General features: G+C 69.1%; 19 protein-coding genes. 9 read left to right on the top strand and 10 right to left on the bottom strand.

Annotated elements, in window-relative coordinates:
- Positions 1 to 4: 4 nt before the first annotated feature.
- The 9 genes from EV186_RS06220 to EV186_RS06180 all read right to left on the bottom strand — a co-directional run bounded on the left by EV186_RS06220 (position 5) and on the right by EV186_RS06180 (position 7,264).
- A complete protein-coding gene (locus EV186_RS06220) occupies positions 5 to 1,354 on the bottom strand; it encodes a WXG100-like domain-containing protein (protein ID WP_133848072.1) in 1,350 nt (449 codons plus the stop codon).
- A complete protein-coding gene (locus tag EV186_RS06215) occupies positions 1,354 to 1,662 on the bottom strand; it encodes a type VII secretion target (RefSeq protein WP_133848071.1) in 309 nt (102 codons plus the stop codon). Before EV186_RS06215 ends, EV186_RS06220 begins: the two co-directional genes overlap by 1 nt.
- A gap of 2 nt (positions 1,663 to 1,664) precedes the next feature.
- Positions 1,665 to 2,138, bottom strand: coding sequence for a YbaB/EbfC family nucleoid-associated protein (locus EV186_RS06210; protein ID WP_133848070.1), 474 nt, complete (start codon positions 2,136 to 2,138; stop codon positions 1,665 to 1,667).
- Between the two features lie 84 nt (positions 2,139 to 2,222).
- Positions 2,223 to 2,858: a VC0807 family protein gene (locus EV186_RS06205; protein WP_133848069.1), complete on the bottom strand. Its 636-nt coding sequence runs from the start codon at positions 2,856 to 2,858 to the stop codon at positions 2,223 to 2,225.
- Between the two features lie 351 nt (positions 2,859 to 3,209).
- Positions 3,210 to 4,256 carry an ADP-ribosylglycohydrolase family protein gene (locus EV186_RS06200; RefSeq protein WP_133848068.1) on the bottom strand — a complete coding sequence of 349 codons (1,047 nt, stop codon included), beginning with the start codon at positions 4,254 to 4,256 and terminating at the stop codon, positions 3,210 to 3,212.
- On the bottom strand, positions 4,256 to 4,987 hold the full coding sequence (locus EV186_RS06195; RefSeq protein WP_133848067.1) for an ESX secretion-associated protein EspG: 732 nt from the start codon (positions 4,985 to 4,987) through the stop codon (positions 4,256 to 4,258). Before EV186_RS06195 ends, EV186_RS06200 begins: the two co-directional genes overlap by 1 nt.
- Positions 4,987 to 6,213: a PPE domain-containing protein gene (locus tag EV186_RS06190; protein ID WP_133848066.1), complete on the bottom strand. Its 1,227-nt coding sequence runs from the start codon at positions 6,211 to 6,213 to the stop codon at positions 4,987 to 4,989. Before EV186_RS06190 ends, EV186_RS06195 begins: the two co-directional genes overlap by 1 nt.
- On the bottom strand, positions 6,213 to 6,863 hold the full coding sequence (locus EV186_RS06185; RefSeq protein ID WP_133848065.1) for a DUF3558 domain-containing protein: 651 nt from the start codon (positions 6,861 to 6,863) through the stop codon (positions 6,213 to 6,215). The genes EV186_RS06190 and EV186_RS06185 overlap by 1 nt, the downstream gene beginning before the upstream one ends.
- On the bottom strand, positions 6,863 to 7,264 hold the full coding sequence (locus EV186_RS06180; RefSeq protein WP_133848064.1) for a hypothetical protein: 402 nt from the start codon (positions 7,262 to 7,264) through the stop codon (positions 6,863 to 6,865). The genes EV186_RS06185 and EV186_RS06180 overlap by 1 nt, the downstream gene beginning before the upstream one ends.
- A 116-nt stretch (positions 7,265 to 7,380) precedes the next feature.
- Here EV186_RS06180 and EV186_RS06175 point away from each other — a divergent pair, with 116 nt between their 5' ends.
- From EV186_RS06175 to EV186_RS06155, 5 genes are all read left to right on the top strand, one after another.
- The gene (locus tag EV186_RS06175; protein WP_243753838.1) at positions 7,381 to 10,023 is read left to right on the top strand and encodes an MGH1-like glycoside hydrolase domain-containing protein; all 2,643 of its coding nucleotides are present in this window, start codon (positions 7,381 to 7,383) and stop codon (positions 10,021 to 10,023) included.
- Between the two features lie 92 nt (positions 10,024 to 10,115).
- Positions 10,116 to 11,099, top strand: coding sequence for an ABC transporter substrate-binding protein (locus EV186_RS06170; RefSeq protein WP_166659037.1), 984 nt, complete (start codon positions 10,116 to 10,118; stop codon positions 11,097 to 11,099).
- 3 nt (positions 11,100 to 11,102) lie between these two features.
- The gene (locus EV186_RS06165; protein WP_133848062.1) at positions 11,103 to 12,020 is read left to right on the top strand and encodes an amino acid ABC transporter permease; all 918 of its coding nucleotides are present in this window, start codon (positions 11,103 to 11,105) and stop codon (positions 12,018 to 12,020) included.
- 73 nt (positions 12,021 to 12,093) lie between these two features.
- Positions 12,094 to 12,861, top strand: a complete 768-nt coding sequence (locus EV186_RS06160) for an amino acid ABC transporter ATP-binding protein (RefSeq protein ID WP_133848061.1) — start codon at positions 12,094 to 12,096, stop codon at positions 12,859 to 12,861.
- 137 nt (positions 12,862 to 12,998) lie between these two features.
- Positions 12,999 to 15,314 carry a translocation/assembly module TamB domain-containing protein gene (locus tag EV186_RS06155; protein ID WP_243753837.1) on the top strand — a complete coding sequence of 772 codons (2,316 nt, stop codon included), beginning with the start codon at positions 12,999 to 13,001 and terminating at the stop codon, positions 15,312 to 15,314.
- Here the strand turns inward: EV186_RS06155 and EV186_RS06150 are convergent, their stop codons facing one another.
- Positions 15,315 to 16,535 carry an MFS transporter gene (locus tag EV186_RS06150; protein WP_208115485.1) on the bottom strand — a complete coding sequence of 407 codons (1,221 nt, stop codon included), beginning with the start codon at positions 16,533 to 16,535 and terminating at the stop codon, positions 15,315 to 15,317.
- Positions 16,536 to 16,773: 238 nt separating this feature from the next.
- On the opposite strand from EV186_RS06150, the gene EV186_RS06145 reads away from it, so the two are divergent.
- The 4 genes from EV186_RS06145 to EV186_RS06130 all read left to right on the top strand — a co-directional run bounded on the left by EV186_RS06145 (position 16,774) and on the right by EV186_RS06130 (position 20,204).
- Positions 16,774 to 17,139, top strand: a complete 366-nt coding sequence (locus EV186_RS06145) for a PIN domain-containing protein (RefSeq protein ID WP_133848059.1) — start codon at positions 16,774 to 16,776, stop codon at positions 17,137 to 17,139.
- 43 nt (positions 17,140 to 17,182) lie between these two features.
- On the top strand, positions 17,183 to 18,979 hold the full coding sequence (locus EV186_RS06140; RefSeq protein ID WP_279538277.1) for an NHL domain-containing thioredoxin family protein: 1,797 nt from the start codon (positions 17,183 to 17,185) through the stop codon (positions 18,977 to 18,979).
- A 40-nt stretch (positions 18,980 to 19,019) separates the two neighbouring features.
- Positions 19,020 to 19,313 (top strand): GroES family chaperonin, encoded by a 294-nt coding sequence (locus EV186_RS06135; protein WP_133848806.1) that lies wholly within the window; start codon positions 19,020 to 19,022, stop codon positions 19,311 to 19,313.
- 84 nt (positions 19,314 to 19,397) lie between these two features.
- Positions 19,398 to 20,204, top strand: coding sequence for a DUF1206 domain-containing protein (locus EV186_RS06130; protein WP_133848057.1), 807 nt, complete (start codon positions 19,398 to 19,400; stop codon positions 20,202 to 20,204).
- Positions 20,205 to 20,312: the final 108 nt, after the last annotated feature.

The following is a 20,312-nucleotide window of genomic DNA, read 5'->3' as shown; positions in this document are numbered from 1 at the left end:
GACCCTAATCCACATTGATCGGGGTCACCTTCACCTTGGCGTGGTCAGGCAGCCCCGTCGTGCCCCACCGCCACCACGACGACCCGGAGCCGCGGTTGTCCGCCGACGTCACGTACCGCACGCTCGCGCCCTGGCCGCCGTCGTAGCTGCTGGCCGGCGGGTACTCGTCGAGGTCGAAGCCGTCCTTGGTCTTCCAGCCACGCAGGGACTCCACGCGCCGGGCGTCCGCGTTGGCCTTGGCGTTCGGACTCTTGTCGAGCTCGATGATCCGCTTCTGGCCCGCGGCCTGCGCGTCCCGGATGTGCGCCGCCGACTCGGGGTAGCGGGCGCCGTCGGCCTTGAGCTCGTGGATGTAGTCGGTCTTGCCTTCCTTGAACGCGGCGATCCGGTCGGCCAGGCTCGTGCCGCCGCCCATCGGGTTCGTCGCGGACATCGCCATCGTGCCGTCGCCGTTGACGTGCACGGCGCCACTGGGCGCGGGCTCGACCTCCATCGCGTTCTTCCAGCCGGCCTTCAACCCGCCGACCTCGTAGCTGACCCGGTTGCGCACCGCGGACGCCGCCGTCGTGCTCGCGTCGGTGACCTTGCTCGCGCCCTTGGCCAGGCCCTGGCTGATGGCCTCCCAGATCTCGTTGAGCTTGCCGAGGATGCCGCGCAGCTTCGTCAGCGACGTGGTCAGCTTGGTGATGAACTCGCTGATCTTGGCGGTCCACTCGGCGATCAGCGTGCCCGCCGCGGCCACCACGTGCGGGGTCGCCAGCCCGACCGTGACCGCTTCCTCGAGCAGCCACTGCGGCAGCCGGACCAGCAGCGCGGAGATGCAAGCGGCGATCAGGTCACGCACGATGCCGCGGACCGCGGCCACCAGCGTGCCGACGATGTCGACCACCGAACCGATGGTGTTCGCGCCGGTGGACGCGGCCTTGATGTACTGCGCGTGGTCGGTGCCCATGGCGCGGTAGGCGTCCGCGGCCTGCCCGGTCCACTGGCTGGTGCCGTTCGTGACCTCGGCGGTGAACTGCTCGGAGACCTGGCCGACGGCCTGCGAGACGTTCTTCCACGTCTGCGCGTAGGCGTGGATCTGGTCGGGGTCGCCCGCGAGCCAGTCCAGCGCGTCACGCAGCGGCTTGATCTTCTCGATCAGCCAGGACACGGCGTACTGGCCGAGCATGCCGATCGGGTCGAGGGTGATGGCGAGCATCTCCAAGCCGGTGCCCGCCGTGCCGAGCCCGGCCTCCAGCCACGACTTGTCCTCGACGCCGTTGTAGAGCGTCACCGCCGTCTCGACGATGCCGATGCCGCTGTACGCGGTGTTGCTGTCGCGGCGCTCGGCGACCAGCGGGTTGTCCACCATCAGTTGGCTCCCGGGGTGAACACCTGCGTGTTGGCCTGCTCGGACTGTTCGTAGGTCAACGCCGCGTCACGGACCTGACCCGCGGTCTCGGTGACGGAGTTGGCCGCGGTGTTGAGCGCGTCGATGCCCGGGTTGCTCACCGAGTGCACGACCGGCACGAAGAACTGGCAGATCTGGCCGAACGCCTGGTCGCCGAGGCTGACCTGGCGGGCGGCGGCGAGCGCGGTGCTCAACTGCTCCTGCAGGCCGTCGAGCCGGCCCGCGTGCGCGCGCAACTCGTCGTCGAGGACGCCGTACCCATCAGCCATGGCTAGCCCCTGTCGTAGTAGTCGTCGGTCATGCCGCCGAGGTCCATCTCGCGGACCTCGTCATTGCGGTTGCCCTCGACGAACCCCTCCGGCGGCGGCTCGGGGAACCGCTGCTGGTAGCCGTCGACCACGGTGCGCACGGTCTGCGGGTCCTGCCGGGCCATCGGCGCCATCACGTCGGCCACCCGCTCGGTGATCTTGTGTTGCGCGCGGCGCATGGTGCCGAGCACCAGCGCGGTCAGCTCCTGACCCGACATTTCCCGGGCGCGATCGGAGATGCGCAGGTCGGTGACCGCACCGCGGGCATCGACGGTGACTTCGACGACGTTGTCCCGCGAGGTCTCGTGCACGTGCAGCGCGGCGACCTCGCGGGAGATGTCCTGGTAGCGCTGAGCGTTGGTGGCGATGTCGGCCGCCCACTTGTTCAGCTGCTGTTCGGTGTGTGCGGCATCGCCGCCGAACCCCGGTCCGTCCACCCGCGCCCCTCACGCTCGTGCACCCCGAACCATCGTTTCCGACGATTCGGGGTGCACCGAGGTTCCCGCTGGGAACGTTACTTATCAGCGACCTTTCTTGGCGACCCACTTGACGGTGATCAACGCCAGCAGGCCGATCGTGCCGAACATCAGCACGTGGGAGAGCCACACCATGGTGCTCACCGGCAGTTGGTAGGCCAGGACGACGCGGACCGCGGCCTCGATCAGGAAGCCGGCACCCCAGATCGCGCTCATGAGCTTGAACTTGCTGCGCATGGCAGGGGTGCTGTCGTACTTCGTGTCGAAGGCCGCCGGCTGCGGGTGCGACTTGCGTGCGGCGAAGTAGATCAACGGCTTGCGGGTCAGCGCACTGAGCCCGAACGCGAGCCCGACCACCGCGGTCGCCACCGAGTCCTTGACGATCATCATGCGGGCGTCGCCGCTGATCAGCGTGGCCAGCAACCCGGCGGCGAAGATGCAGAGCATGAAGCCGGAGAAGACCTCCAGCTTGCGCGCCTTGATCGCCTCGATGACCAGGATGGCGCCGGAGACGACCGCGCCGGCGAGCAGAGCCGTCCAGTCGCTCGCGCCGTTCCAGTGCAGCAGGTAGTAGGCGAGGGTCGGCAGGCCGACGTCCCGCACCAGAGTCGGCAGCAACGCCCTGAACGCGTTCTTGCCATTGCCGTTGCCGGTGCTCGGCTTGGCGGTGAGGGTGGTCATCCTGGCTCCCCTTGGTGTCTTGCTCCGTTGACACCAATGACGTTATGGGGCCGTCGCCGGCGCAACCCATGCGAACGATCACGGGTTGGGGATGACAGATGTCATGGATGAGTTGTCCACAGGCTGGTGGTTGTCCACAGATCTCGTCGATGGCGGTTCCCGCCGGTCCGCGCCGATAAACTTGCCGAGAGGCGGCTCGCCGGAGGGGCGGGTCCTTGGGGGGTGAAAGTCGTTGTCGGCAAAAGAAATCGCCGCTGCTGGAGCCGGTCGTTGATTACGGCGGTCTGGGGGAATCGCAGCCATCGAATCGGGTATGCGCGGAGAGGCAAGGCCTCCGGCGGACGAGCCCGCTCAAGTCGCGGGGTAGCGCTTTCGCCAGTCGTCGGTGTCCGGTGGCATGGGGCCGAACTCCAGCAGGGCGTCGGCGGCGATCCGCTCGATGACGTCGCGCAGTTCGACTTCGGCCAGCCAGTCGGTGGGGATGGCGGCGGTGCCATGGGCCGCGCCGAGGATGTTGCCACAGATCGCGGCCGTCGAGTCGGTGTCGCCCGAGTGGTTCGCCGCCAGCAGGAGCGCGTCACGCGGATCGTCGCCGGTGCGGGCGGCCAGCAGCGCGATGGCCAGCGCCTCCTCGCCGACCCAGCCGCCGCCGAGGTCAGCCGCGATGGACTCCGGGGTCGGGCGGGTCAGGGCCATCGCCTTGTCCAGGATGGCCAGCTGCTCCTCGTGTCCGTCCCATGTGGACAGCTCGGCACGGGCCACCGCCACCGCCCGGTCGAGGGCGTCGCCGCGCACCAGGCGGTGCACGACGACCGCGAGCGTGCCGCCGGACAGGTAGCCGCTCGGGTGGCTGTGCGTGATGGCGCCGGCGGCGCTCGCCAGCGTGAAGACCTCGGTGACGTCCTCGGACCAGATCGCGAACGGGGCGCACCGCATGACCGCACCGCAACCCTTGGAGTTGTTGAGGCGGTTGGTGAACGTGCCGACGGGCTTGCCGTTGCCCAGCCCGCGCAACGCCGTCAGGCAGGTGTTGCCCGGGGCGCGTGCGGCGTGCAGGCCGGGGACCTCGACGAGCCAGCCGTCCAGGGTCGCCTCGCTGCGCTTGTCCTGGGTGTACAGCCAGCGCAGGTAAGCCTGGGCGATGGCGGGGAGCGGGTTGGCGAGGTCGCCAGCGCGCATCGCGTGGTGGCCGCGGATCAGCCCTTCGAGGGTGAACAGCGTCATCTGCGTGTCGTCGGTGATCTTGCCGCGCCCGCCGTACTCCTCGGCGAACGTGGTGAGACCGTCCGGGCCGTGCAGCTTGCGGACGGTGTCCATCATCAGGAACTCGATCGGCGCGCCGAGCGCGTCGCCGATCGCGCCGAGCAGCAAGGACGCGAGGAACCGGTCGTCGTCCATCAGGTGGTGCGGGCCAGGTCGTGGAGCTTGGCGGCGAACCGGTCGGGTGTGCCGGGGACCGCGGTGACGGACCGCTCACCGCGCCCGTCGGCGGCGTACACCAGCCAGCGGCCGTAGTCCTCGATGTCGAGGTAGGTCACCCAGTCCGCGGAACGCACGCGCCGCCCTTCTTCGTCTCGGATCGCGGCGTAGAGCTTCCCACCACCGAAGCGAGGCGCGGCGAGCAAGGCTTCCATCCGGCGCACGCCGTGCGGGCGCGACGAGCGGGCGGCCTGCATCCGGCTGTCGGCCGGGCGCTTGCCGTACTCGTCGGCCCGGATGGAGATCGACTCACCACGCCCCGGTGGCGTGCCGGGCAACTGGGCGACAAGGGTCTCGGCAAGGCGGTCGGAACCCGTCCACCGGACGGTGACGTGGTCGCCGCTGCGGATGAGCAGGATGCCGTTGCCGCGCAGGCCGGCGAGCAGGATGGCCTCGTCACCGTTGCCCGCGTCGACCCAGCCGTAGTACTCGGTGTCGGCGTGCTGGATGAGCGAGAGCGCGTCGTAAACGTCGTCGGGATCGACGTCGCTTTCGCTGAGCTGCCGGCGCAGCTCACGCTCGTTCTCCTCCTTGAACCGCGGCGAGTAGTACCGCTCCCCACCCGCGAGGACGACGTGCGGTTCGCCGAGGTTGTTGGTCTGCAGCAGCCGGACGACCGCGGTCAGAGGAAGCGTGATCGATCTGGCCATCACTCGATCACCGGAGGCGCGGTCACCTCATCGGTGCCGAAGATGTCCTCGGGGTCGTCCTCCTGGAGGAACGACGGACGCTCGTGCTCGGCATCCTCGTCCTTGTTGCCACCGTGGCCCGCGCCCATGGCCCCCATCCCGGCCATCCCGCCGCGACCGGAGGCCCCACCCGGGTTGAGACGACGAGCAATGGACTCCTCGGCGGGGACGCCACCAGCGCCTACGCCGGAGCGTGCACCGCCTTCCGGGGTGCCGCCGGTGCGGGCGCCTCCACCGGATCCTGAGCCGCCGCCATATCCGGAACCGCTACCTCCGCCGTATCCCGATCCCGAACCGCCGCCATACCTGCCACCTGGGCCGTAGCTGGTTCCGCCGTAGGGACCGAATGGCTGGTAGGGCGTGCTCGCGGTTGGGCCCTGAGCTGCGGGAGCTTGCGGGTAGCCGCTGGTGCCCGGCTGGTAGACCGGCGGCTGCGTCGCCGAACTCGCCGAAGTCGACCCGGCCGGCACCTGCGGTGCCGGAACGGCCTGGTGACCACTTGATGCCGGAGCAGACGGCCAACTGGAGTGCTCGGCAGTCGAACCACTCGGAACTGATGGCACGCCAGAGCCGGTGGATGAATGGGTGGCGCCGCTCCCCGTACCGGGCTGAGTACCTCCGACCGGCTGCTTCGGGTCGGCCAGAACCACCTCAGGTGAGTCTCCGGAGTCCTTGAGTGCCGGGTACTCCTTGGGCAGCCGCTCCCCGTTGGACCGGCTGGCCGTGTCGTAGGCGCTGAACACGGTGATGTTGTTCTGTGCGTCGTCCTGGTAGGCCGTGGTCGCCTGGTCGACGTCCTTGAGCCAAGGCACGGCGTCGGCCAGGACATTCGTCGGCGGCAGAGTCGCCGAGACGGGTTTGACCCCGTTCCTCGCGGTGTCGAACGCGCCGATCTGGTTTTGCAAGTCCTGCTGCGCACGGCTGAGGTACTCGGCCCGGCTGTGGCCGATGTCGATCAAGGGCTTGGTCACAGCGTATGCAGCCTCGCTCGCGGAGCCCTCCCAGCCACTGTTGATCATGTTTGCGATCTCGCTGATCATGGCAGTTCGCTGCTGCTCTGCTTCGACCTCCGACTGCGTCGCGCTCTGCGCGGCCATCAGCTTGCCCGACCCGGGCCCCGTAGTGATCTGCACGTAGATGTCATGGGGGCTGAGACCGCCACCACCATCCTTTGCGATCCCTGCCATCAAGCACCGGCCTTCATGGTCTGCAGCACGAGCGGAGCCACGGCCTCGGTCACCTCACAAGGATCCACGGTTCCTACCTTGTCCACTGATTGCTTCACGCTCAGCAGGGTGGCCAAATCGTCCGACAACCCGATGAACATCGTGCAGATTCCCGTCGAACTGCCGTCCTGATCGCCGACGATCACAGCAGGAAAGCCTCCGACATCCGCGATCGGCTTGAACACAGGGTATTTTCCAGCCTCGTGACTGCGGTAAATGCCACTCAGGCCTTCGCGGAACTTTGACATGAAGTGCACGGTCACCGATGCAGTGGTTTGCGGGTTCAGCCACGTACACCCGGTACCGAAGGAATCCTCATTCCTTTTTCCTGGCCCGACTTTCAGCTGCGCGACCTGTGCCGGCGTCACGGAGCGGCACGGGTCTTCCAAGAACTTGGTGGCATCAAGGGGATCCGCTACCTTGGGAACACCCGCATCGGGCAGCGACGTCGCGGTGACAGGCGCTTGTGAGTCGGAAGTCTGCGGAGACGTGCCGCTGGCTATGGACGTTCCAGGCGTGGGCGTCCCCGGTTCCGAAGAATCGCACCCGACGGCAACACCACCGACAACCGCGACAAGGCACAATGTCGCGGCCAAACGATACCTGGCCATCAAATGCCACCGTCCAGCGGAGAACCCGATTGCTGAATCTTCCGATGATGCTCCTCGTCGGTGTCGACCACGATTCCGAGCACCTTGTCGTATTTGGCTATCTGATTCGTGCAATATTCCAAGGACGCATTGAGCGACTGCGAGTACGCGGTTCCAGAGATGTTGGCATCAGCAGCGTGGCCACGGCTGGCGTAGTCAGCACCGGGACCGTCGACCGAATCCATCTCGGTCGAGGCGACGATCGATGCGTTGTAGTGCGAAATCAGCTCGGCCCACTTCTGACGGATCGCCGTCAGGTGGTGCTTGTCGTAGACGAAGTGGCCGCTTGTGCTGCTTGGTTGCAGGCTCGTCGCGGTCTGCTTCCAGGCTTCCTCGCCAGCCTGGCGGTCGACGAACACCATGACCCTCCCCGTGTCGATGCTGCTCCGCTGCGTGATGATACGGCACGCTCCGCGACCGTGTCCGGGGTTCGCGGACGCTCCGGGCTATCTCAAGCGGGCCCCAGCACACTGCGGTGGTGAGCGCGGAACACGAGCGGATGACCGACCCCGAGCCCTGGCGGTTCTGGGGTCCTTACCTCGCTGGACGCCAGTGGGGCGTGGTGCGGGAGGACTATTCCGGCAACGGCGACGCGTGGGGCTATTTCCCGTTCGACCAGGCTCGGTCCCGCGCCTACCGGTGGGGTGAGGACGGGATCGCGGGCCTCTGCGATCGGCATGGGTTTCTGAACTTCTCTGTCGCCCTGTGGAACGGCAAAGACGCCATCCTCAAGGAACGATTCTTCGGCCTCGCTAATGAAGAGGGCAATCACGGCGAGGACGTCAAAGAACACTGGTGGATCACCGATGGCACGCCATCGCACTCCTGGATGCAGGTCGTTTACCGGTACCCGCAGGCCGCCTTTCCTTATCAGCGTCTGCGTGAGCTCGCCGCCAACGAGGGGCGCGACGCGCGCGAGCCGAAGCTCGCCGACACGGGTGTGCTCGACGACAACCGGTTCTTCGACGTCGAGGTCACCTACGCCAAGGCCGGGCCGCAGGACGTGTGCATCCGGATCACCGCCACCAACCACGGGCCGGAGGCCGCGCCGCTCCACCTGCTCCCGCAACTGTGGTTCCGCAACACCTGGTCATGGGGCCGCGACGCGCGCAAGCCGGCCCTGGTCGCGTCCAAGGCCAACGGGTGGTCCCGCGTCCTGACCGAGCACGGGAAGCTCGGCCGGCACACGCTGCAGTTCGAGGGCGAACCCACGCTTCTGGTCACCGACAACGAAACCGACGAGGTCGGGCTGTTCGGTGCGGACAGCAACCCTTGCCGCTACACGAAAGCAGGCATCGACGACCACGTCGTGCGTGGCATCCACAGCGCCTGCCAGGTGGTCAACCCGGGTAGCGCCTCGCAACCGGGGACCAAGGCGGCCGGGTGGTACCGGTTCGACGTCGCGGCGGGGGAAACGAAATCCGTCAAGTTGCGGCTGATCGCGGGCACCGGCCACGGCGACCCCTTCGGGCCCAGTTTCGACTCCGCGTTCGAAGAAAGACGACAGGAGGCCGACGAGTTCTACCGGGCGCTCGGCGACTCCACGCCCGAAGAGAACGCCGTGGTGCGCAAGGCCTTGGCCGGACTGCTGTGGACCAAGCAGCACTACCGCTTCCGGGTCCGCGACTGGCTCGACGGCGACCCCGCCAAACCGCCGGTCGCCGGCAACCGCGCACGCAACCGGCACTGGCGCCACGTGGACGTCGCCGACGTCATGACCATGCCGGACGAGTGGGAGTACCCCTGGTTCGCCGCATGGGACCTGGCCTTCCAGACCGTGCCGATGGCGGTGGTGGACCCGCAGTTCGCCAAGGACCAGCTCCTGCTGCTCTGCCGGGAATGGCTGATGCACCCCAACGGCCAGCTCCCCGCCTACGAGTGGGAGTTCGGCGACGCCAACCCGCCCGTGCACGCCTGGGCCGCGCTGCAGGTCTACCGCGCCGAGCAGGCCGCGACCGGCCAAGGCGACCGCGCGTTCCTCGCCCGCGTCTTCCAGAAGCTGTTGCTCAACTTCTCCTGGTGGGTCAACCGCAAGGACGTCGACGGCAACTACCTGTTCGAGGGCGGCTTCCTCGGCATGGACAACATCGGCCCGGTCAACCGGTCGGCGCCGCTGGAGGCCGGGTGGCGGCTCGAGCAGTCCGACGCCACCTCGTGGATGGCGACCTACGCCCTGCACCTGATGCAGATGGCGCTGGAGCTCGCCCGCCACGACGACGCCTACGAAGACGTCGCCACCAAGTTCGTCGAGCACTTCCTGTCCATCGGCCAGGCGTTCACCAGCTTCGGCGCGGCCGGGCGCGGCATCTGGGACTCCACCGACGGCTTCTGCTACGACCTGATCACCCGGTTCGAGCCCGACGGCACCGTGCGCTCGCAGCCGGTGCGCGTGCGGTCGATGGTCGGGCTGATCCCGCTGCTCGCCACCGCCGTGCTGCCGCCGTGGGTGTTCACCGAACTCCCACGCTTCGCCGACCGGCTCAACTATCTGCTGCGCCACCAGCCCGCCTACGGCAAGTCGATCACCTGGCACACCGCGCCCGACGGCACCCGCTCGGCGCTGCTCGCCCTGTTCAACGAGCACAAGCTGCGCCGCGTGCTCGGCCGCATGCTCGACGAGGGTGAGTTCCTCTCGCCGCACGGCATCCGGTCGCTGTCCGCGGCCCACCGCGGCGGGCTCGCCGTGGAGATCGCCGGCCAGCACCACAGCATCGGCTACGAACCGGGCGAGTCGCGCACGCCCATGTTCGGTGGCAATTCCAACTGGCGCGGGCCCGTGTGGTTCCCGACCAACGCGCTGCTGGTGGAGGCGCTGCACACGTTCGGCACCTTCTACGACGACGTCACCGTCGACCTGCCGACCGGTTCGGGCCGGCAAGTCTCGGTGACCGGCGCGGCGCAGGAGCTGTCACGACGGCTCGCGGCGCTCTTCCTGCCGGGCAGCGACGGCGTCCGGCCCGCGGACGGCAAGCGCATCGAGGCGAGCACGGATCCGCTCTGGTCGCGGCACATCACGTTCTCGGAGTACTTCGACGGCGACACGGGCGAAGGCCTTGGCGCCACCCACCAGACCGGGTGGACAGCCCTGGTCGCGGTGCTTTTGCGTGGTTGGCCGGCGTAGGGGTGATCCGTCCGTAACCCTCGGTTGATGCGAGATCGCCCGTCCGAGTGGCAGGATGCGCACCACTCGGCCACCTATCGAGGAGTGACGAAGTGTCCCGACGCGCTCGACTGTCCGCAATCGGCCTGCTCTGCGCGGTCACCGCCGCGCTGTCCGTGGCTTGCGGTGCTTCCACCGACAAGCCGGGCGCGCAGAACAACCCCGGTGGGGCCGCTCCGTGCACGCCGGGGGCTCCGGTCAACGCGCCCCCGCCGCAGCCGCTGGTGGTGGAGCCGCAGGTCGACGCCGCGATCGCGGCCAAGGTGCCGTCGGCGGTCAAGTCCAAGGGCACGCTCAAGATCGCCACCGACGCCTCCTACGCGCCGAACGAGTTCATCCCCGAGGGCTCCAGCCAGATCGTCGGCATGGACGTCGACCTCGGGCAGGCGCTGGCCAAGAAGCTCGGGCTCAAGGCCGAGTTCGTCAACGCGACCTTCGACGGCCTGATCGCCGGTACACAGTCGCACCGCTTCGACCTGATCATGTCGTCGATGACCGACAGCAAGGAACGTGAGAAGACGATCGACTTCGTCACGTACTTCCAGGCCGGCACCTCGACCATGGTCGTGAAGTGCAACCCGAAGGGCATCAAGGCCGACACCGACCTCTGCGGCAAGAACGTGGGCGCGGAGAACGGCACGGTCCAGCTGGACGCGCTGACCAAGGAAGACGCCGACGGCTCCATCGTGAAGATCTGCAAGGACGCGGGCAAGCCGGCTCCGGTCGGCAAGGGCTTCCCGAAGCAGACCGACGTCAACGCGGCTTTGGCAGCCAACCGGATCGACGCGTACATGGCCGACACGCCGGTCGTCGACTACGCGGTGAAGATCACCGGCAACGCCTTCGAGAAGGTCGGTGACGCCGAGGGCGTCGCGCCGTACGGCATCGGCGTGCCGAAGGACGCGGGCACCTTCAAGGACGCGCTGGCCGACGGCATGAACGCGCTGATCGCCGACGGCACGTACAAGAAGATCCTCGACAACTGGGGCGTCGGCTCCGGCGCGATCGAGAAGTCGGTCGTCAACGGCGCGCAGTAACCGATGACCACAGAGTCGACCGACCTGGAACGACGCGAGACCCCGGAAGCCATCGTCGCGGTGCCCGTGCGGCACCCGTGGCGGTGGGTGGCCGCCGCGGTGCTGCTCGTGCTCGCCGCGATGTTCGTGCACGGCCTGGTCACCAACCCGGCGTGGCAGTGGGACGCCGTCTGGAAGAACTTCTTCTCCAAGGAAGTGCTGGACGGCCTGCTCATCACCATCGAGCTGACCGTGCTGGCCATGGTGATCGGCGTGGTGCTGGGCATCATCGTCGCGGTGATGCGGCTGTCGCCGAACCCGATCCTGGCCGGGGTCGCGTGGCTCTACGCCTGGTTCTTCCGCGGCACGCCGGTGCTGGTGCAGATCGTGTTCTGGTCCTACCTGGCGCGGCTGTACCAGTACCTGTCGCTGGGCATCCCGTTCGGGCCGGAGTTCGTGTACTTCGACACGAACTCGCTGATCCCGATCTTCCTCGGCGCGGTGCTCGGCCTCGGGCTCAACGAGGCCGCGTACATGTCGGAGATCGTGCGCGCGGGCATCCTGTCGGTCGACGAGGGCCAGACCGAGGCGGCCGAGGCCCTGGGCATGAAGCGCGGCAAGATCCTGCGCCGCATCGTGTTGCCGCAGGCCATGCGGGTGATCATCCCGCCGACCGGCAACGAGACCATCTCCATGCTGAAGACGACGTCGCTGGTCACGGTGATCGCGGTGTCCGACCTGTTCACCGTGACCGGGCAGATCGCGTCGTCGAACCTGCAGCAGGTGCCGATGCTGGTGCTGGCGAGCATCTGGTACCTGATCTTCACGTCGGTGTTGTCGATCGGGCAGTACTACATCGAGAAGCGCTACTCGCGGGGCTCGCTGCGCACGAGCCGGGGCAACCCGTTCGCCAACCTGTTCGGCTTCGGGAGGGCGCGTTGAGGGAGCTTGCGACCGAACCATCAAACACTGCGAGCCGGCGAATGCCGGCCCCGAGCGCCAGCGAGGGGTGGGCATGAGCGCCGACCTGATGGTCAAGGCCGAGAACGTGCACAAGCACTTCGGCCGGCTCGAGGTGCTCAAGGGCATCGACCTGGAGGTCGCGCCGGGCGAGGTCATGTGCGTGATCGGCCCGTCCGGTTCGGGCAAGTCGACGTTCCTGCGCTGCATCAACCACCTGGAGAAGCTCACCGCGGGCAAGCTCTGGGTGGACGGCGAGCTGGTCGGCTACCGGCAGAAGGGCGACAAGCTCTACGAGCTGCGCGACGACGAGGTGGCCCGCAAGCGCCGCGAGATCGGCATGGTGTTCCAGCGGTTCAACCTGTTCCCGCACATGTGCGTGATCGACAACATCATCGAGGCGCCGACGCAGGTCAAGGGCGTGCCGAAGGGTCAGGCGCGTGAGCGGGCACGGGAGCTGCTCGACCAGGTCGGGCTCGCGGACAAGGAGCGGGCTTACCCGCGTGAGCTCTCGGGCGGCCAGCAACAACGCGTGGCGATAGCGCGCGCGCTGGCCATGGACCCGAAGCTGATGCTCTTCGACGAGCCGACGTCCGCGCTGGACCCGGAGCTGGTCGGCGACGTGCTCGAGGTGATGCGCAACCTCGCCACGGCCGGCATGACCATGATCGTGGTGACCCACGAGATGGGCTTCGCCCGCGAAGTCGGGGACTCATTGGTCTTCATGGACGGCGGCGTGATCGTCGAGCACGGCGCGCCCAAGGACGTGATCGCCAACCCGCAGCACGAACGCACGCAGTCGTTCCTGTCGAAGGTGCTCTAGCCGCCCAGGTTGTGCACGATGTGCGTCGCGCGAAGTACGGCGAGCGCGGCGAACGGGTTCCGGCAAAGTGGCCTGGTGCTCCCGCGTGCGCCGATATCCTCGGAAGCTCCGGGGACGCGCGGGGAAGGGGTTGCGGGTTGGCCGTCAAGCCGCGGGATGTGTTCGGCAACCCGGAGACCCCGGCCGAGCGGCGCGTCGATCAGATGTTCGCGGGGAACAGCGTGGCCGCCGACGTGCCGTTGGACGTGCAGCTCGCCGAACCGGGGCGGGACTACGAGGTCCGCGCGGCTTTCCTGATGCGGCGCATGGCCGACGCCTCCGACGGCGGCAGCCGGTGGGCGTTCTGGCGGCGCAACGCGGCACCGCCGGTGATCCGGGTGGTGGACAGCCTGATCACCGGGACGTTCGACCTGCGGGCGCTGGACTTCCCCTACCTGCTCGAATTCGTGCGCTGCCGGTTCGCGGCCGTGCCGGACATCCGGCAGGCCAACGTCGCGGGCTGCCAGTTCGACGAGTGCTGGTTGCCCGGGCTCGCCGCGCGGAACCTGCGCAGCGACAACGACGTCATGCTGCGTGGCTCCATTGTGGACGGCGGGACCGTCGACCTCACCGACGCGCACGTCGCCGGTTCGCTCATCCTCGACGACACCGAGCTGCGCAACCCCGGCGATCGCGCGCTGCACGCCGACCGGCTCAGCCTCGACGGCGCCATGCTCGCGACCCGGATGCGGGTCGAAGGGGAGGTGCGCTTCCCCGGCATGCGCTCAGGCGGCAACATCAACCTCAGTGGCGCCCAGCTGACCAATCCCGACGGCTTCGCCTTGAACGGCAACGGGATCCGGGTCGGCGGGCACCTGCTGTGCGGGCGCGACCCGTACACCGGCGACCTGTTCCATTCCGTCGGCCGCGTCTTCCTGCCCAGTGCCCAGGTGGCCAGCGACCTGGTGTTGCGGGCGGCCGTGCTGGAGCCGGCGACCGATCCGGTGACCGACCCGTCGTCGGACGACCCGTTCTTCGACCCGGTGGCCACGCTGATCGCCGACCGGTGCGACATCAACGGCAACATCGTGCTGGACAACGGTTTCCTCAGCACGGGCACGATCCGGATCATCAACGCGCGGATCGGCGGCTCCCTGCGGCTCACCGGGTCCACAGTGGACATGTCGGGTGGCGCGGAGGACTTCACCGAGCCCAGGGACACCGCGCACGCCAAGGAACAGCCCGGTAACTACCCCGACCGCGCACTGCACCTGGACGGCACGGAGATCAGCGGCGACTTCGACCTGCGCCGGGCCAGCCTGGCCGGGCAGACCCGGCTGGTCGAGGTCAGCGTGCACGGCAGCGTCCTGCTCGACGAGGCGAAGTTGTCCAACCGGGGCGCCGACGTGCTGGAAGGCCGCCGGTTCAAGATCGGCGGCAACCTGGACTGCCGGCACAGCACCGTGTTCGGCTCGATGTTGTTGCAGGGCGCGAGCATCGGCGCCAACCTCGACCTGCGCGCGAGCCGCTTCGTCGCCCCCGGCACCTACACCCACGACCACAGCCCCAAGCCGTCGGTGGACATCCGGTCGGCGACCATCCGGCGCGACTTCGTGTGCGCGGCGGACCGCTCGGCCACCCCGCGGCTGCCGTTCTCGGCCGTCGGCGAGATCCGGCTGGTGCACGCCGAGGTCGGCCGCGAGGTGAACTTCGACGGCGCGCAGCTCGGCCGGGACCCGGCCAAGGTCGCGATCAACGGCTTCGGCCTGCGCACCCAGCAGCTGCGGCTCACCGTCGACCAGTCGCCGCGCGGGCGGGTCGACCTGCGCCAGGCGCGGTGCGCGGTGCTCGACGACAACGCGGCGTTCTGGGCCGGCGGCAGCGGGCGCATGCAGCTCGACGACTTCCGCTACGACTCGCTGGCCACGCCCATCGAGGTCAACGACGACCAGCGCATCGTCGACCGGTTGCGGTGGCTGGAGAACGCCATCGGCACCTACAGCCCCGGCCCGTACGACCAGTGCGCCGCGATGCTGCGGGCGAACGGCAACGAGGAACACGCGACCACGGTGCTGATCGCCAAGCAGCGCAAGCGGTATCGCGCGCTCGCCGACGGTTACCGCGTGATGGGGCCCGGCGTGTTGTTCTGGAGCTGGATGCAACGCGCGATGGTCGGCTACGGCTACCGCCCGACGCGCGCGCTGGTCTGGCTGCTGGCGTGCCTGGCGTTGGGGACGGCCTGGTTCGCGCTGCACCCGCTCAGCCACGAGATCAACGCCGACGACCACCTCAACTGGAACCCGGTGCTCTACACGCTGGACCTGCTGGTGCCCATCGTCGACTTCGGGCACAAGAACCGATGGCAGATCTCCGGGCCGTCGCAGTGGATCTCGGTGTTGCTGATCGCGGCCGGCTGGATACTGGCGACGACGGTCGCGGCCGGTGTGACCCGGATGTTGCGGCGCAACACTTGATCAGGCTTCGGCGGTTTTCGTGCCCGTGCCGGGGGCGTGGTCGGGGTTGACCCGGCGCCAGGTCGCCGCCGGGCCGATGCCCAGGACAACGGCCAGCACGCCCGCGATGGCCACCGCGTTGAACACGCCGGTGAACTCGGCGATCACGCCGGCGATCAGCACGCCGACGCCCTGCGCCGCCAGCAGCGCGGTCGCGATCAGGCCGGACGCCTGGCCGCGGCGGGCATCGGGCACCCGGCGGGTGAACGAGGCGTTGGACTGGATCACGTACGCGGTGCCGAGCGCGCCGGTGACGGCCCACAGGAGCATGGCGGGCACCAGCCCGGGCTTGATCACGCAGATCATCAGCGGCACCGCGGCGAGCAGCGCCAACGGACCGATCAGCCGGGACCGCAGGTGGGCGGGCACCAGCTTGGCGAACAGGAACGCGCCGAGCGCGCTGCCCGCCGGGTCGGCGGCCATCAGCAACCCGGTGCCGACGGTGCCGTGCCCGATCGCCTGCGCGTAGGGCGCGGCGAGGCCCTCCGGCGCGATCAGCAGGCCGGTGAGCAGCACCAACGCGGTCAGCGAGCGCAGCGCCGGGTCTTCCCAGATCGCGCGCATGCCGCCGCGCATCATGTGCACGGCCTTGCCCGCGGCGGACTCGGGCGCGCCGGCCTCCGCCCCCGCGGGCGGCGGTCGGAACTGCATGCCGAACTTGACCAGCGCGGCGGACAGCAGGAACGTGACCGCGTCCAGCGCGAGCGCGCCGTTGGGCGTGATGACCGTGATCAGCAGGCCACCGCCCGCGAACGCGACCAGCTGCATGACCTGCTGGGTGATGTTGCGGATCGCCAGGCCGACCTCGAACCGTTCGCCGGGCAGGATGTCGGGCAGCGCGGCCGCCTGCGCCGCCCGGAACGGCGCGCCGAGCAGGACGACGAACACCAGCAGCACGCAGATCAGCGCGAGCGGCATGCGGGGGATCGCCATCACGGCGACCAGCCCGGCCCGGCAGAGGTCGCTGATGACCATGACCGTGCGGCGGGGGAACCGGTCGGCCAGGCCGGACAGCAGCGCGCCGCCGAAGATGGACGGGATGAAGGTGAGCGCGTAGGTGAGTGCGGTCAGCCAGGCGGAATCGGTGCGGTTGAAGACGAGGATGGCGAGGGCGACACGGGTCAACTGGTCGCCCGCGGTGGAGAGTGCGTACGCGGCCCAGATGGCACGGAACTCGCGCATCGCGAATACCGTTCCGAATCCGATCTTTTCGGTCATCGGTCCCACTTGGCCCCCCGAAGGTCTTTACTGAGCTTAGTCGGCGGGCCTGGTGGCGGCTACGCCCGGTAGCACCAGCGGCGCTCAGCGTCTCCACAGATGACCGATCCAAAAACTGGGAAAAACCAAGGCCTCCCGGCGCGTGTTCTTCTGGCGTGGGTATGTGTTCTACGGGCCGTACGGAACGTACTAGGAGTATGGCGTGGTGGCACCATTGTTGATCATCGATGCGGCCAATGTGGTCGGCTCGGTGCCGGACGGTTGGTGGCGCGACCGGGCAGGCGCCACGGAGCGCCTCCGGGACCGGCTTTCCGCTCCTGACCTGGGCGTTCTGACCGGCGGGGTGACACCGGAGCTGGTCCTCGTCGTCGAAGGTCAGGCGCGCGGGGTGACCGCGGTGCCCGGGGTCCGGGTGGTCGCGGCGCCGGGCAGCGGGGACGACGAGATCGTGTCGCTGGTGGCCGCGGCGGACGACCGGACGGTCGTGGTCGCGACCGCGGACCGGGAGTTGATCAGCCGGGTGACGGCGTTGGGCGCGAGCATCGTGGGTCCGAAGTCGGTTCGCTGACCCCGGGGAACACCGTCCCTTCCGGACGTTGTTGGGTACTGGTGTGACGGTTGCGCGTGCCAGGGTCCGGGCCCCAGAACTCACCGGCCGAGGGTGGTTGAACACCGGGGGCAAACGGCTTTCGATGCAGGACTTCCGCGGCCGGTTCGTGCTTTTGGATTTCTGGACCTTCTGTTGCGTGAACTGCCTGCACGCACTGGACGAGCTGCGGCCGCTCGAAGCCGAGTTCGACGACGTGCTGGTGACGGTCGGGGTGCATTCGCCGAAGTTCGTGCACGAGGCCGACCCGGAGGCGCTGGCCGCCGCGGTGGAGCGGTACGACGTGCGGCACCCCGTGCTGGACGACCCCGAGCTGACCACGTGGTCCGCCTACGCCGTGAAGGCGTGGCCGACACTGGTCGTCGTCGATCCCGAGGGCTACGTCGTGCACGTCGCCGCTGGTGAGGGGCACGGCGAGGCGTTGCGTCGGATCCTTACCGAGCTCGTCGCCGAGCACGAGGCCAAGGGAACGCTGCGCCGTGGGGCGGGGCCGTTCGTGGCGCCGACCGCGCCGGGCACAGAGTTGCGGTTCCCGGCGAAGGCGGTGGCGCTGCCGGGTGGCACGTTGCTGGTCGCGGACACCGCGCACCACCGGGTCGTCGAATCGGACGGGACGACCGTGCTGCGGACCTTCGGCACCGGCGAGCGTGGGCGTGCGGATGGACAGGCGCCCAGCTTCGCCGAGCCGTCGGGGTTGGCCGTGCTGCCCGCCGACGTCGCCGCGCGGGTCGGGTACGACGTGGTCGTCGCGGACACCGTCAACCACCTGCTGCGTGGGCTGAACACCATCACCGGCGAGGTGTCCACTGTGGCCGGGACCGGTCGGCAGTGGCGCACCGGGCCGAGCGACGGCCCGGCGGCCGACGTCGACCTCACCAGCCCGTGGGACGTGGTGTGGTGGCGCGACCGGGTCGTCGTGGCCATGGCGGGCAACCACACGTTGAGCGCGTTCGATCCCGTGCGCGGCACGGTGGAGCGGTTCGCGGGCACCACGGTGGAGGGCCTGCAGGACGGGCCGGTCGCGGACGCCTTCTTCGCGCAGCCGTCCGGGCTCGCGGCCACCGCGGACCGGCTGTGGCTGGTCGACGCCGAGACCTCGGCCCTGCGCTGGATCGAGGGCGACCAGGTGCACACCGCCGTCGGCACGGGGCTGTTCGACTTCGGTCACCGCGACGGTCCGGCGGACCAGGCGCTTTTGCAACACCCGCTGGGCGTCGCCGTGCTGGGCGACGGCGCGATCGCGGTCGCCGACACCTACAACGGCGCGATCCGGCGCTACGACCCGGAAACCGGCGAGGTGAGCACACTCGCCACCGGCATCGCCGAGCCGTCGGGGCTCGTGGTGCGCAACGGGGAACTGCTGGTCGTCGCGTCCGCCGCGCACCGGATCGAACGACCGGAGCTGCGGGTACAGGAGGTCGGCGGCGACCGGCACCAGGTGCGCAGGCCGCCGACGGAACTCGCGCCCGGGGCCGTGGAGCTGACCGTGGTCTTCACGCCACCACCCGGCCAGAAGCTGGACGAGCGCTACGGCCCGTCGACCCGGCTGGAGGTCACGTCGTCGCCGCCGGAGTTGCTCGTCGAAGGCGCGGGCGAGGGCACCGAGCTGACCCGGAAGCTGGTGCTGGCCCACGGGATCGCCGAGGGTGTGCTGCACGTGGTCGCGCAGGGCGCGGCCTGCGACATCGACGTCGAGCACCCCGCGTGCCACCTGGTCCGGCAGGACTGGGGCGTGCCCGTGACGCTCACCGACGACGGCCCGTCGCGGTTGGCGCTGATGATGGGCGGCATCGACGAGTAGCTACGATTTGCCCGTGCCCCCACAGAAGCTCGAGATCCAGATGCTGCACGACCGCGTGCTCGTGCAGCTCACGCCGGAGGAAGGGGAGCGCCGCTCCAGCGGCGGGATCGTGATCCCGGCGACGGCGCAGGTGGCACGCAGACTGGCCTGGGGCGACGTGCACGGCGTCGGCACCAACGCGCGCACGGTGAAGGTCGGCGACCGGGTGCTGTTCAACCCCGACGACCAGCTCGAGGTCGAGGTGCAGGGCCGGACCTACCTGGTGATGCGCGAACGCGACGTGCACGCGGTGGCCTCCGAGCGCATCGAGCACGGGACGGGCCTCTACCTCTGACGTCACTGGGCCGAACGGCCTAGCAATTCCGGCGGGTGCTCGACGGCCGGGCAACACTTCCCAAGAACCCTTGGGAGGCGCGAAGTGAGCACAGCGAACGAGGTAAGACGCAGCAGGCCGGTGGAGGTCTTCGGCCGGATCGGCCAGGCCTGCTACGGCGTGGTGCACCTGCTGATCGCCTACCTGGCCCTGCAGGTGGCGTTCGGTGACTCCGGCAAAGAGGCCGACCAGCACGGCGCGGTCGCCACCGTGGCGCAGGGCGGGTTCGGCAAGGTCCTCCTCTGGGTGCTGGCCATCGGGCTGCTCGCGTTCGGGTTGTGGCAGCTGTTGCTGGCGGCGACCGGTTTCCACTGGATCGAAGCGGGCCGCAAGCGGGTGATGAAGAAGATCGGCGCGGTGGTCCGCGGCATCGTGGCGCTGGCGATCGGGACGTACGCGATCAAGTTCGCGGCCGGGTCGGGCGGGCAGTCCAGCGACAGCTCGCAGAAGGAGATGACGGCCAAGCTGCTGTCGTTGCCCGCCGGCCGGGTGTTGGTCGGGATCGTGGCGCTCGCCGTGATCGGCGCGGGGATCGCGCAGATCGTGACCGGGGTGCGCAAGACGTTCATGGAGGACCTCAACGTCGTCGAGCTGCCCCGCGGCACGCAGCAGTGGGTGCGGCGGGCCGGGGTGGCGGGCTACATCGCGAAGGGCGTGGCGATCGGCGTGGTGGGGATCCTGATCGGCACCGCGGCGCTCGACTCGAACGCAGGCAAGGCCGGCGGCCTCGACGCGGCGTTGAAGACGCTGGGGGCGCAGCCGTTCGGCGTGGTCATCCTGGTGGTGGTGGCCTTGGGGTTCGCGGCGTTCGGCATCTACTGCTTCGGCGCGGCCCGAGCCCAACGCGGCTGAGCACGCACCGAAAAGGCCCGGCGGTTCGAGGTGAACCGCCGGGCCTTTGGTGTGTTTCCGCCTCGCGCGCGACAGCAGCCCAGTCCTCTGGTGGGTTCTAGGGGGCCG

This window comes from Labedaea rhizosphaerae (assembly GCF_004362825.1).
Classification (GTDB): Bacteria; Actinomycetota; Actinomycetes; order Mycobacteriales; family Pseudonocardiaceae; genus Labedaea; species Labedaea rhizosphaerae.
Note: the sequence above shows the minus strand (reverse complement) of the source record. Positions and strands in the feature narration are given on the sequence as shown.